Annotated in this window: 12 protein-coding genes, 1 pseudogene and 1 riboswitch; of the genes and pseudogenes, 11 read left to right on the top strand and 2 right to left on the bottom strand. The window is 37.4% G+C overall.

Annotation, left to right across the window (positions count from 1 at the left end):
• The first annotated feature begins 152 nt into the window (after positions 1–152).
• Together BMX40_RS11735 and BMX40_RS11730 are read left to right on the top strand one after the other, a co-directional pair.
• Positions 153–902 (top strand): hypothetical protein, encoded by a 750-nt coding sequence (locus BMX40_RS11735; RefSeq protein WP_090870105.1) that lies wholly within the window; start codon positions 153–155, stop codon positions 900–902.
• 4 nt (positions 903–906) lie between these two features.
• Complete coding sequence (locus tag BMX40_RS11730; RefSeq protein WP_090870102.1) at positions 907–1,614, top strand: ATP-binding cassette domain-containing protein; 708 nt, start codon at positions 907–909, stop codon at positions 1,612–1,614.
• Positions 1,615–1,657: 43 nt separating this feature from the next.
• Here BMX40_RS11730 and BMX40_RS11725 read toward each other — a convergent pair whose 3' ends face one another.
• Complete coding sequence (locus tag BMX40_RS11725; RefSeq protein WP_090870100.1) at positions 1,658–2,659, bottom strand: P1 family peptidase; 1,002 nt, start codon at positions 2,657–2,659, stop codon at positions 1,658–1,660.
• Positions 2,660–2,847: 188 nt separating this feature from the next.
• Between BMX40_RS11725 and BMX40_RS11720 the strand changes: the two genes are divergently transcribed.
• The 9 genes and pseudogenes from BMX40_RS11720 (at position 2,848) to BMX40_RS11680 (ending at position 11,399) form a co-directional block, all read left to right on the top strand.
• Positions 2,848–3,435 (top strand): peroxiredoxin family protein, encoded by a 588-nt coding sequence (locus BMX40_RS11720; RefSeq protein WP_244513506.1) that lies wholly within the window; start codon positions 2,848–2,850, stop codon positions 3,433–3,435.
• A 98-nt stretch (positions 3,436–3,533) separates the two neighbouring features.
• A riboswitch (FMN riboswitch) is annotated at positions 3,534–3,678 on the top strand.
• Between the two features lie 141 nt (positions 3,679–3,819).
• Entirely contained in the window at positions 3,820–4,470 is a 651-nt protein-coding gene (gene ribE, locus BMX40_RS11715) for a riboflavin synthase (RefSeq protein ID WP_090870095.1), read from the top strand.
• 15 nt (positions 4,471–4,485) lie between these two features.
• Positions 4,486–5,097 (top strand): annotated as a pseudogene (ribB, locus tag BMX40_RS11710) (3,4-dihydroxy-2-butanone-4-phosphate synthase); the annotation flags it as partial.
• Between the two features lie 38 nt (positions 5,098–5,135).
• Positions 5,136–5,600, top strand: a complete 465-nt coding sequence (gene ribH / locus BMX40_RS11705; RefSeq protein WP_090870091.1) for a 6,7-dimethyl-8-ribityllumazine synthase — start codon at positions 5,136–5,138, stop codon at positions 5,598–5,600.
• Positions 5,601–5,753: 153 nt separating this feature from the next.
• Positions 5,754–5,933 carry a hypothetical protein gene (locus BMX40_RS11700; RefSeq protein WP_090870089.1) on the top strand — a complete coding sequence of 60 codons (180 nt, stop codon included), beginning with the start codon at positions 5,754–5,756 and terminating at the stop codon, positions 5,931–5,933.
• A gap of 22 nt (positions 5,934–5,955) precedes the next feature.
• Complete coding sequence (locus tag BMX40_RS11695) at positions 5,956–7,836, top strand: ABC-F family ATP-binding cassette domain-containing protein (RefSeq protein ID WP_090870087.1); 1,881 nt, start codon at positions 5,956–5,958, stop codon at positions 7,834–7,836.
• A gap of 390 nt (positions 7,837–8,226) precedes the next feature.
• The gene (locus BMX40_RS11690) at positions 8,227–9,279 is read left to right on the top strand and encodes a C45 family autoproteolytic acyltransferase/hydrolase (RefSeq protein ID WP_090870085.1); all 1,053 of its coding nucleotides are present in this window, start codon (positions 8,227–8,229) and stop codon (positions 9,277–9,279) included.
• A gap of 155 nt (positions 9,280–9,434) precedes the next feature.
• Complete coding sequence (locus BMX40_RS11685; protein ID WP_090870083.1) at positions 9,435–10,106, top strand: hypothetical protein; 672 nt, start codon at positions 9,435–9,437, stop codon at positions 10,104–10,106.
• 174 nt (positions 10,107–10,280) lie between these two features.
• Positions 10,281–11,399 (top strand): DUF5667 domain-containing protein, encoded by a 1,119-nt coding sequence (locus BMX40_RS11680; protein ID WP_090870082.1) that lies wholly within the window; start codon positions 10,281–10,283, stop codon positions 11,397–11,399.
• Positions 11,400–11,495: 96 nt separating this feature from the next.
• Here BMX40_RS11680 and BMX40_RS11675 read toward each other — a convergent pair whose 3' ends face one another.
• Positions 11,496–12,842: a sodium-dependent transporter gene (locus BMX40_RS11675; RefSeq protein WP_090870080.1), complete on the bottom strand. Its 1,347-nt coding sequence runs from the start codon at positions 12,840–12,842 to the stop codon at positions 11,496–11,498.
• Between the last annotated feature and the right edge of the window lie 158 nt (positions 12,843–13,000).

The following is a 13,000-nucleotide window of genomic DNA, read 5'->3' as shown; positions in this document are numbered from 1 at the left end:
ATCAACTGAGAAAAGGGCTATTACTTCGTTAAACTCCTATCCATTCTGCATCTCTAGACAGGGCGCTAGTGCTTTTGTTAATTATGGCAAATAAATTGGAATTTTAAGTTATTTATCCTTTATAATAGAAAATTAAGGAGAGGGGGAGGAACGTGGAGAAAATCACAAAAAGCTATGAGTACTTTCTATTATTCAATAAAGAAGTTTTCTATAATAAGTTATCCTACGTTTGGTCACTCGTTTTTCCAATCGTATTTATTCTATTAAATTCCTATAATGAAAGAGATACAATGACATATACTGAGTTTAGCTCGTATCTATTTTTCTTTTGGAGTTTTATGGTGTTAATTACAGCTGCGGATGGGATTGGTATGGGAATTTTGCTGATGCGTGATCGTAACTTTCTCAAAATGTACACTTATATTTCGGGAGATAAATTGCCAATCGTTTTTGGGAAGGTTTTGTCGCAATGCTTCTTTTTACTTGTTAATATCGTTCTATTTACTGTTATCAGTGGAATGTTATATAGCCAACCCGTTGGTAGTCTACTACTTACGGCTTTCCTTATTTTGGTCGTTTGTACGATTCCTATTTATCTTTTATTTCTTATTACCTCTTCGTTACGCATAAAATCAAATGGAATTGGTCCGGTTCTAACAATTTTGGTGTTAGTCTTGGTAAATTTCTCAAACGTTCGTATGGATACCAACTCGATACTCGATCTGATTGTGTATCTAAATCCAGCTTTTGTTTTAACACATATTTCTGAAGTAATACATCATAGTTTGCTTGGAACAACGTATGAAATTATTTGGCTTACGTTCCTTTCTTTAGCGCTATATTGTATCATTGGATTCTTCGGATACAGGAAGCTTGATATTATAACAAGGGAGGGGAGATAGGCCAATGAAATTAGAAAATATTAATTTCACATATAAAAAACAAATACAATCCGTTTTGGAAAACGTTTCGCTAGAATTAGCTGAAAACAAATTGAATGTGATTATTGGTATGAATGGGGCGGGAAAAACAACTTTATTGGATGTTATCAGTGGTGTTCATTCCATTCCAGAATTTAACCCTCCTTTTGATGATGAAGATATCGTTTATCAGCTTCAAGGAATTTACTTGCCACCAGCATTAAAAGGGAAAGACCTTCTTCGGTTAATTTTAAAGTCTGATTCAATAGCTCCTTTTAAAGCATTAAAGGAACGATTTATCAATGGACTAGAGGAAAGCGAAAAAGGCATGCTCGATCGATTGTGGACGAAAAAATTTGGTGATATGTCTGTTGGGGAACGTCGATGGTTAACCATCCGAGCCATAACAGTACTTGACCGAAAACTGTACATATTTGATGAACCAACTGCTGGCATTGACCCAAGCTCCAAAACGTTTATTATTGATGCCCTGCAACGATTGGTCGAAAAAGAGGATGTTTATGTCATTATGTCTACACATATTCTCCATGAGTTAGCTTATATCGATTGTCAAATTAACTTTTTACATAATGGAAAAATCGTTTTTACGGGAGACTACGAATCCTTTCTGCAAGCAAATAATACCGATAATCCAGATCTTGCTTTTCAAGATTTCCTTCGTACAGTCGGCTAAAAAAGAAAAGAATCTAGCCCAATTTGTAAGCTAGATTCTTTAGCTATTGTTCGATGCTTGGAAGTGGAGCTTTTTTTACAACACGTCCGCGCTTTCCTTCTGTAGTTTCCGCGTGTTTAAGGGAGCTGATGATTGCTTCTTCTGTTGATTCAATGACGGCTTGAAAGAGCTGGTTCATTACTTTGTGGCTATCACGGATATATGTCATTGATTCGGTATGAGCGTTTGCATGATGACTATATTTGTTTCCGGTAGAAAATGCGATAGCAATATCTCCACTTCCATGGGATATATGACTACCTGTACGGGCTAAGCCAGCAGTTGTATGTTTAGCTAATCGCTTCAGTTGACGATCATACAAGGGCGCGTCTGTAGCAATAATCATCATAATAGAGCCATCAGGAGTGTCGATTTCTATTTTAGGAAAATCTGCAAATAATGCTTGGTCACGTTGTCCAAAATTGGTTAGTACAAGACAACCAACTGTATATTTTGTATCAGCTGAAGTTACGATCCGAGATGCTGTTCCAATACCACCTTTGTAACCGAAGCACATCATGCCTTTTCCAGCACCAACTGCCCCTTCTTCTACAGCGCTTGTGCTCGCATTTTCAATGGCTTTGATCGCATGCTCGGGGCGGATTGCTTGAAGTCTAGAGGAATTTAAGTGGCTATCATTACATTCTCCGACGACAAGATTTATTGTCCCTGCTGATTCCCCAATTTCTTCATGTTGAGATAACATGTAACGTAACGTACCTTCCATCACAGGACCAACACTAAGGGTGTTTGTTAGCATGATAGGAGATTCTAATAAACCGAGTTCCTCCAGTTGAACTAATCCACTTGTTTTACCAAAACCATTAATGACATAGCTTGCTGCATGAAGTTTTTCGCTGAACAAATTTCCTTTGTGGGGAAGAATAGCAGTTACCCCAGTACATATTGTATCCGTATCATTAAGCTTTTCATATAACGTGACATGACCTACTTGTACATCTGCTACGTCTGTAATACAATTCTTTTTTCCTTTTTGCAATGACACTTCGACCACTCCTTTATCGATTCCTGTATATAATACAAAATTTTAATGGTAATCAACCAAAATATCAATGAAGGTGTTGATACGTTAATTGTATCTATCAAGCATTAGTATGCAAAAAATGGTACATAATAAATGTAAGTGAATCTATTGACTAGTTATTTTCTATTCAAGTGAATGGAGGAATGATTGTGAAAAAAACAGCACCCATTTTCTTTATTATTGTCATGTTTGCGTGGGGGATATATGATGATGTGAGTAATTCAGACAAGTCGAATGAAAGTCAAATGGAACCTACAGAAGATAGCAGAATTGAAACAGGAATTGAAGTAATGTCTAGAGGAGCTACCGATGAAGTAGGATTAAAAAAAGGTAACATTGCTCCTGATTTTGAATTAACAACCCTTGACGGAGAAACGGTGAAACTCTCAGATTTTCAAGGAGAGAAGGTTATGTTAAACTTTTGGGCTACATGGTGTGGTCCGTGTCGATCAGAAATGCCGGATATGGAGAAGTTTTATCATGACAAGGATATCGCCATTTTAGCGGTAAATTTAACAGATACAGAAATACGCGAAAGTGATGTAAGCGAATTTGTTGATGAGTATCAAATAACTTTTCCCATTTTAATGGATGAAACAGCAGAAGTAGCAGACCAATATCGAATCAATCCCATTCCAACTACCTACCTCATCGATACAAAAGGGAGGATACATAATGTTGCCTTTGGTGCTCTTAATTATGAACGTATGGTAGATGAGTTTGAGAAGATGGATTAGTGAAAACTTCCATGATGATAGTAAAAATCCTTTGAAATCAAATGATTGCTTTTTCATAAAATCGCTGATAAACTTAATGAAAATTAATGAAATATATTGTATTCCTTCGGGGTAGGGTGTGATTCCCAACCGGCGGTGATGAAGCTAAAGCTTCTTAGTCCGTGACCCGTATCGTTATACGATGCGGTGGATCTGGTGAAAATCCAGAGCCGACAGTTAAAGTCTGGATGGGAGAAGGAATTTTAGAAAGCAAGTAAGTCTTAAAATGTAGGGGAAATCTATCTATTTTTCCTATCGTTTGTTGCTACTTGTTGGTAAAATTCTGTCCTTATGCCCCTGAAGCTATTCAGGGGCTTTTTAATTTATATAAAAGGGATGAGGAAAATGTTCACAGGTATTATTGAAGAAAAAGGCACAATTAAACAGATCCAACCTGTTTCTGAACAATCAATCCAAATGATAATCAAAGCAGAAAAGATTTTGGAGGATGTAAATTTAGGGGATAGTATTTCTGTAAATGGCATTTGTCTAACCGTCACTCAATTTACAGCAAACGAATTTCAAGTTGATGTCATGCCAGAAACGGTAAAATCCACATCATTACATGGGTTGACTTCAGGTGCACATGTTAACTTGGAGCGAGCAATGGCTGCCAATGGTAGGTTTGGTGGACATTTTGTTTCGGGGCATGTAGACGGGGTTGGAACAATTAAAAGGAAACAAAAGCAAGAAAATGCGGTTTACTATGATATTGAAATTCCAGAAGAATTTGCTCGATTTGTACTATTAAAAGGCTCGATAACTGTAGATGGAACGAGTCTTACGGTATTTAATAGTAAAGATAATACCTTTACGATTTCACTCATCCCACATACTGTATCCGAAACGGTACTTGGGGAGAAGGGGCAAGGAGATATCGTAAATATTGAGTGTGATATGCTTGCCAAGTATGTGCAAAACATGCTGGAGCAACAGTTCTCTTCCCAAAAAGAGGACATTAGCAAAGATTTTTTAAGGAATAATGGATTTTTATAAAGGAAGTGACGGATCATGTTACATACAATTGAAGAGGCGATTGCTGATTTAAAGGCAGGAAAAGCCGTTATTGTTGTAGACGATGAAAATAGAGAAAATGAAGGGGATTTCGTGGCATTATCTGAGAAAGCGACCCCAGATATGATTAATTTTATGATTACACATGGGAAAGGATTAGTTTGTACAACCATAGAAAAGGATTTAGCAGAGAAGTTAGATTTAGATCTAATGACAAGTAATAGTTCCGATCCATTCGGTACGGCATTTACCGTAAGTATTGATCATAGGAGCACAACAACTGGAATCAGTGCAGCAGAACGCGCAAGAACCATTCAAGCGATGCTAGAGCCAAGTGTGACCGGAGCTGATTTTAAAAAGCCTGGCCACATGTTCCCGCTAATTGCCAAAGATGGAGGAGTCTTAACTCGTCCTGGTCACACAGAGGCTTCTGTTGATCTAGCGAGGTTAAGTGGTGCATTTCCATCAGGGGTCATCTGTGAAATCATAAAGGAAGATGGGACAATGGCTCGGTTGCCAGATCTAGAAGTTATGGCTGAGGATTATGACTTAAAACTGATATCCATTGAGGAATTAATTCGTTACCGTAGCAAACTTGAAAGTCAAGTGGCTTATAAATAGAAATGAATGACAAGGAGATGGAGTTAATGGGAAACGTATTTGAAGGAAATTTAGTAGGTAGTGATTTAAAAGTCGGTATAATCGTAGGTCGTTTCAATGAATTTATTACAAGTAAACTGTTAGACGGTGCGATAGATACGTTGAAAAGACATGGTGTAGGTGAAAATAATATTGATGTTGCTTGGGTACCGGGAGCATTTGAAATTCCATTAGTGGCACAAAAAATGGCAAACAATGATAAGTATGATGCTGTTATTACACTAGGAACAGTTATTCGTGGTTCAACACCACACTTTGATTATGTGTGTAATGAATCGGCAAAAGGTGTGTCCCAAGCAGCTATTCAATCAGGAAAGCCTGTTATTTTCGGCGTTTTGACAACGGAAACGATTGAACAAGCAATCGAGCGTGCTGGTACGAAAGCAGGAAATAAAGGTGCAGAAGCAGCTGTATCTGCAATCGAAATGGCTAATCTTGTGAATCAGTTGTAAATAAAGATTTTTTTAGGAGGGCTACAGGGATCTGTAGCCCTTCCTTATGGTTAATGAAATGATAACCGATCCATCTTTCTTTGCAAATGGAAAAATAAATCATTGTAAGGTACACTAGACAAAGAGTTATCATAGAAATTGGGGGAGATTGCAATGAAATTTTATATATACCAGGTCATAGCAATTTCGATTATTTGGTTCGGAATGGCTTTCTTTTTTTCTGAATTAAGTGAAGCTAGTAAAATTATATTCTATATTGTATCATCATGGTTATTATTTTTAATTGTCTTGCTAGTGAAATATGTAGTGACGAATCGTAAGGTAGATAAATAAAGGTTAAAAGAGGGTTCTGACAATGCTTACCATTGAGAATTTATATAAATCATATGGCGAAAAGGTATTATTCGACCATATTTCTTGCACAATTACATCAGAAGATCGAATTGGTCTTATCGGGGTAAATGGAACTGGGAAATCTAGTTTTCTTAAAGCAATAGCAGGGATTGATGCTCCAGAAAAAGGGGAGGTAATTGCTCCAAAGGATTATCAAATCGAATATTTAGCTCAAGACCCTGAACTTAATCCGGACTTAACCGTTATCGAACAAATTTATTACGGGGAAGCTACCATAATGAAGGTGATGCGGGAATATGAGTCTGTCCTGCAAAATTTAGAAAAAGATCCCACCAATGAACAGATTCAAGAACGGCTTCTAAAAGTTCAACAGAAAATGGATGAACAGGAAGCATGGGAAGCAAATACTGCAGCGAAAACAGTATTGACCAAGTTAGGAATAACGGATTTTGAGAGGCGGATTACGGAACTATCCGGAGGCCAAAAAAAGCGAGTTGCAATAGCAAAAGCACTTATTCAGCCTGCTGATTTGCTAATATTAGATGAGCCAACAAACCACCTAGATAATGAAACAGTAGGGTGGCTAGAGAAATACTTAGCTAGCTTTAAAGGAGCTTTATTACTTGTTACACATGACCGGTACTTTTTAAATCGTGTAACCAATAAAATTTATGAGTTAGATAATGGAAATCTGTATATTTACGAGGGAAACTATGAAGTATTCCTAGAGAAAAAAGCGGAGCGGGAAGCGCTTGAGCTTAGCAACCAACAAAAGCATGCTAATACGCTTCGTAGGGAATTAGCTTGGTTAAAAAGAGGTGCTAAAGCTCGTTCTACGAAACAAAAAGCCCGAATTGACCGGATTCATGATATGAAGGAGCAGAGCTTTGATACAAATAAGCAAAATGTTGAATTTCAAGTTGGCTCCCAGCGGTTAGGTAAAAAAGTTATTGAATTGAAAGACATAGAAAAGGCGTTTGAAAATAAGGTATTATTACGTGATGTTAACCATTTAATTATTCCGGGCGATCGAATTGGAATTATTGGTCCAAATGGATCAGGTAAAACGACCTTACTAAATATAATGGCGAAGCGGCTAGAAGCAGATCGTGGCGAAGTTATTATTGGCGAGACGGTAAAGGTCGGTTACTATACACAAGGTGACGAAGAACTGGACGGAAGTATGCGTATTATTGATTATATTAAGGAAGTCGCAGAAGTCATTCATACACAAGATGGTTCAGCCATCACTGCAGAGCAGATGTTGGAGCGTTTCTTGTTTTCACGATCCGAACAATGGACATACATTCGAAAATTATCTGGTGGGGAACGCAGACGACTATACCTTTTGAAAATACTTATGACGGAGCCGAACGTCCTGTTTCTTGATGAGCCTACCAATGACTTGGATACACAAACCTTAAGTGTGCTAGAAGAATATTTAGATCAATTTCCTGGAGTTGTCATTACGGTATCACATGACCGCTATTTCTTGGATCGTGTAGTGGATAAATTACTCGTTTTTGAGGGGAATGGTCACGTAAACACATTTTTCGGAAATTATAGTGATTTTCTTGAAAAACAGCAAGTGAAAGCGGCAAAGCCTATGAAAACAGTAACGAAAGATGAAAAACCAAAGAAACAAAAGAAGAAATTATCCTATATGGAACAGAAAGAATGGAATGAAATTGAAGACCAAATTACTTCATTAGAAGAAAGAATAGAAGAACTGCAAGAAGGCATTGTTGCAGCTGGCAGTGATTCCGAGCAGGTACAGAAATTATTTAAAGAACAACAAGAAGTTGAAGCAGAATTAGAAGCTAAAATGGAACGCTGGGAAACGCTATCGATAAAAATAGAGGGTTTTGAAAATAATGAGTAAAAAGCTGGTAGAGTGAAGCCTCTACTAGCTTTTTTAGCTTCTTAGGAAATTATAAAATTAAATCCCTGTGGATAAATTATTGGTAGGAACAGCCGCGTCCAGCTCCAGCGCCCAGAGACTAGCGAGACTTCCCTCGCCTTCGTACGATAAGTCAACATCGGCTTCCTTCGGTCGCCGTGTTTCCTTTATCTCCTACGGCTCAGTCCAGTCCGTACGTCTCTATCCGGGGCGCTTGCGCTTTTGTTCCTTATAAGAAAGTGTCTTTTTTCTGATCCTAATTAAGTACTAAGTAATCATGGAACAGAAGGATTGGTGATAAGTCGAGTTATTTTTCAAATAGAAGTGAATCCGCTAGACTATGGGTAAATAAAATAAAAAGAGGGGGATATCATGAAACAGATATATAGTGATATCATTCCATTTCGTGGAACCCATTATGATTTTGGATATTTACAAGGGGAATTATTACGAGATTCCTTAACAATAGAAAATCGCAAGAAACAATGGAAGATTCGGCGTCCACGCTTCACGATTGATGAACAGGAAGTAAAGGCAGCAATAGAACCATTTGCACCTGAGATTTGGCGTGAGCTATTGGGGTTGCAGGATGCGTTAGGGTGGACAATGAATGAGGTTTTACAGGAGTTTGGTGGATATCGTTTGGCCTATATGCGAAGTGGTTGTTCGATTTATACTGGTTCGGATTATATGATCAGAAATTATGATTACCACCCCAAAACGTACGAAGGGCGCTATACGATTTATCAACCAACAGATGGTGGATATGCAGTAATTGGACCATCGCAACGAATTACAGGTAGAATGGACGGGATGAATGAAAAAGGTCTCGCAATGGGGTACAATTTTATGCATCGCAAAAAGCCAGGCGACGGGTTCATTTGTAATATGATTGGACGAATCGTATTGGAGACATGTGCAAATGTAGAAGAAGCTGTTACGTTGTTAAAGGCTATTCCCCATCGTCATTCGTTTAGCTATGTTGTGTTAGATCAAACTGGTGAAACATATGTCGTAGAAGCAACTCCACGAGGAATTGAAGTTCGACAATCAAATATGTGTACCAACCATTTCGAATTACTGAAGCATGAAAACCGTCACCACCTTGATGATTCTTACAAAAGAATGGATGCTATGAACCAACAACAACACGACATTTCGGATGCATACCAAGCCTTTCGTATGTTAAATGATACGGATAAAGGTGTGTTTTCGACGCAATACAAAAATTGGTCTGGAACGATTCATACATCAGCTTACTTTCCGAAAGAGCGAAAGGCTTGGTTTGCTTTAGGTGGAGATCGAGAGCCAGTAATTTTCGATTTTGCGCAATGGCTAGAAGGTAAGTCCATGACAACCAAGCGAATTTTAGGTGAGGTAGATACGGATTTACCATTTGTTCATATGGATGAAAATGTTCGTTAAAAGAAATTATTTTTGTAAAGACTAGAATAATACTTGCTTTCATGTTTAAATGAAGTATAGTTAAGGGAACATAAGAATAATAATCGACTATTGTTGTTAAAATATATATGAACTACATATATGTATGACTAAGTAATTTCATAGGAGGATATTAGATGAAACTTCTACAAGTGAGAAAAGGACAATTTGTTTTTTATGAAAATGAGCTTCACCAAGTTTACTCGGTTAAACCTATGTTTAAGAAGTCTGTTCATTTGTATCGACTAAAAGATATGAAACAAGTGTTAACGAAAGCTAGTGATATTCATTTATATAAGCCACAACATAATGATACATTTATTTTTTACGGCAAGCGTTATACGATTGATAAAAATAAGAAACCAGAGCCAGGTGATTACATTTTAATTATTAAGCCTGCTCCTGACTTTTTAGACCATTATTCCCTAAATGCCATTGAAAAGGTTGAGAGTGTAGAAGATGGAAATGTAGTAACAACAAGGGATAACGGTGTGAAACATCATGAATATGTAGTCATGGTTCCTGGCCGTGCGGATGCTAGTCAAGAGATTGCATATTATGATAAAAGCTTGGTACCTGAATCCCAGCAGCTTGAAGATGAATCGATTTCTTATTTAGCTGAAAGCGATGAAAGTATTGCTCCAGTAGTTGGTGATATTTACGTTGATGTGCAGCAAAGTACGAAGGCGATGGTCGTCGCAATGACAGAAGATGAGGTCGTATTCGGTCACGGTGTTCGTGTTCATGTTGCCGACTTAATCGATGAAAGTAAATTTAAATTAGTGTTCCGTGTAGAAGAAGATTTATAAAATCAGTAAACAGAACTCCTAGAGGATAACTTTAGGGGTTTTTTTGTGCATATTTACCTATATAGGACTAGGTCGATAGCTTTATTTATCGTTCGTTGGTGTAAAATGCGACATAAATCCTTCTCTATAACCGAAAGTTATATTGCAATTATTTATTATAAGGGAGGAATCATGTTGAAATTATCAACGAAATTATTAGGTTCATTGGTAGCATCAATGGCTGTCATGACAATCGGAACAGGTACGGTTAATGCGGAAGAGGAGGATTCGTCCAACTTAGTTATTACAGAAGTGGAAGATAACGAGGAAAATAATGTAAATGATGGATCAACAAGTGAGGAAGTGGTGGAGGAAGTAGAGGAAGAAACTCCAAACCTAATTCCTGGAGATTTCTTTTATTTTGTAAAAGTAGTAAAGGAAAAAATTCAACTTGCATTGACATTTAATGATTACAAAGAAGGACAACTTCTTGCAGAAATTGCTGCAGAACGTATTGCAGAAGCAAACGCATTGATTCAAGCTGGTAAAAGCGAGGAAGCTTCCAAATTACTTCAAGAAGCAATAACGATCCAAGAACAAGCAGAGGAAACAATTGATGAAAAAGGTAATGAAGAAACAGTAGAAATCGAAGTAATTGAAGAAAGTGAAGAACCCGGTGAACAAGAAGAAGAAACTACCAATGAAGAAGTTGTAGAATCAGACGATGAAAATGAGGAATCATTAGAAGCTGAAGAAGAATCAGTGGGGACAGAAAAAGAAAATGAGGATAATGGTGAGGATGAACAAACCGAAGTTCAAGTAAAACTTGCTCAAAATATTGATGCTCTTACCATGGTCTTAGCTAAAATTGACAATCCCAATGCACAACAGGCTATCATGAAAAATATTGAAAAATCATTTGCAAAATTAGCTCAAAAAATTGAAAAGCGTACGAATAAAGAAGGTGTTTCAGAGGAAACCATCGATTTAGAAGATGATGTAGAAGCGTCTCAAGAAGCTGAAGAAATGGAAAGTACTCCAGAGTCAGAGGAAACCGAAGAAGTTGAAGAGGTAGAGAAGAATGAGGAACAAGCTGTAAACGTAACAGAAAAGCAGGAAGTAAAGAAAACTCAAAAGCAAGAAAAGAAAGCACAAAAACAGGAGCATAAGGCCGAGAAAAAAGCAGGAAAACATAAGAAAGAAAAGAAGGCTGGAAAAGGAAAAAATAAGCCAAATAAAGACAAGAGCAAAGGCAAAGGAAATAAACAGAATGGAAATAAAGGAAACAACGGAAAGAATTCTGGAAGAAACTAATAAAAAACCAATGACAATCTCGTGTTGTCATTGGTTTTTCTATCTGATCGTTTCTAACCTAATAGGTTAACGAGTTACTACTTAGAAATTTTGTGATTAAATAATACCAAGTGACCCTAAAAATACAATGATGATGGTGACGGGAGCAATCCAACGCATGATCTGAAACCACATGGGAAACAAGCCAACTGGCAAGTTATTGCTATAATAAAACTCCTTTTTGATCAGTTCTTTATCCATTTTAAATCCAATAAATAAAGCGATTAGTAAGCACCCTCCTGGAAGTAACATGTTACTCACCAAAAAATCTGTTGCATCAAATACCGTTAGTCCAAACAGTTTTACCTCAGCCATATGACTAGAGGATAAAGCTGCTGGTATACCAGCAAAAAAGATAATAGTACCAGCAATAATGGCAACCCTAGTACGGGAGCGAGCTTTATTTGCAGTAAAGGCGGAGGTGATAATTTCAAGCATGCTAAACGACGACGTCAAAATAGCAAACAAGAATAAAAGTAAAAACAAACTTAAGAACAATTCACCAAATGGCATTTGAGAAAAAGCCTCTGGTAAGACCATAAATAATAATCCCGGCCCTTCAGCTGGTGTAAGTCCAAATGAAAATACGACTGGAAAAATTGCCAATCCTGCTAATAAGGATACAAATATATTCATCAGTGACACAGAAGTTGCTGACATAGGCAAACTAACATCTTTACCTAAATAGGAGCTATACGTTACCATGACTGAAAATCCTACAGCTAAAGAGAAAAAGGATTGCCCCAATGCATAAAGGATACTTTCACCAGTGATTTGGGAGAAGTCAGGCTGAAGGAAAAATTGAATCCCCTCTACGGCACCTTCAAACGTTACCGCTCGGATAACAAGAATAATAAAGAAAATAAATAATAATGGCATTAAGATTTTACTTGCTTTTTCAATACCACCTTTTATCCCCATGGATACAACGGTTATATTAATGGCAAGAAATCCCGCTAGCCCCAAAAGGGTGATCACTGGACTGCCTGTAATCGTAGCAAAAAGCTGTTCATAAACAACATCTTCTTTAATAATCATTCCGACAATGGATAAACCGCTATAGATTAAGACCCAACCACCAACAACACTATAAAAAGACATAAGTAGGAATGAGCCTAAAACTCCCCATTTGCCAATGATCGACCAACCTGTTTTAGGTGCGAGAAATTTATAGGCGCTCACTGCCTCGCGTCCCGAACCACGTCCAATGACAAACTCAGCAATAAGCAAGGGTAAACCAATGACAATTGTAAACAGAATAAATAGAAAGAAGAAGGCCCCACCACCATTCATTCCGGTCATATATGGGAATTTCCAAATGGCCCCTAGTCCGACTGCAGCACCTGCAGAGGAAAGGATAAATCCAAGTTTGGTCGTCCACTGGTCATTTTTTTGATTTTGCATAATCAAGTGCCTCACTTTCATTTTCGGTGGTAATTCTAATTCTAATGATAAAAAAATAACATAGTGGTAGCTGGAATGCCACCACTATTTGTCGTTCATGCTATGAGTCTTATAAAATGATACTTTTGAATTATTACGGACACTCTTCCTAAGCAGTG

It is taken from the genome of Oceanobacillus limi, assembly GCF_900111445.1.
Taxonomy (GTDB): Bacteria; Bacillota; Bacilli; order Bacillales; family Amphibacillaceae; genus Ornithinibacillus; species Ornithinibacillus limi.
The sequence above is the reverse complement of the archived record's forward strand: the minus strand, read 5'-3'. Positions and strand labels throughout refer to the sequence as shown.

What these genes read in the sequence shown, in the direction of transcription:
- BMX40_RS11730 (WP_090870102.1), top strand. Translation starts at nt 907, where the DNA reads ATGAAATTAGAAAATATTAATTTCACATATAAAAAACAAATACAATCC.
- ribE (WP_090870095.1), top strand. Translation starts at nt 3,820, where the DNA reads ATGTTCACAGGTATTATTGAAGAAAAAGGCACAATTAAACAGATCCAA.
- ribH (WP_090870091.1), top strand. Translation starts at nt 5,136, where the DNA reads ATGGGAAACGTATTTGAAGGAAATTTAGTAGGTAGTGATTTAAAAGTC.
- BMX40_RS11700 (WP_090870089.1), top strand. Translation starts at nt 5,754, where the DNA reads ATGAAATTTTATATATACCAGGTCATAGCAATTTCGATTATTTGGTTC.
- BMX40_RS11695 (WP_090870087.1), top strand. Translation starts at nt 5,956, where the DNA reads ATGCTTACCATTGAGAATTTATATAAATCATATGGCGAAAAGGTATTA.
- BMX40_RS11690 (WP_090870085.1), top strand. Translation starts at nt 8,227, where the DNA reads ATGAAACAGATATATAGTGATATCATTCCATTTCGTGGAACCCATTAT.
- BMX40_RS11685 (WP_090870083.1), top strand. Translation starts at nt 9,435, where the DNA reads ATGAAACTTCTACAAGTGAGAAAAGGACAATTTGTTTTTTATGAAAAT.
- BMX40_RS11675 (WP_090870080.1), bottom strand. Translation starts at nt 12,842, where the DNA reads ATGCAAAATCAAAAAAATGACCAGTGGACGACCAAACTTGGATTTATC.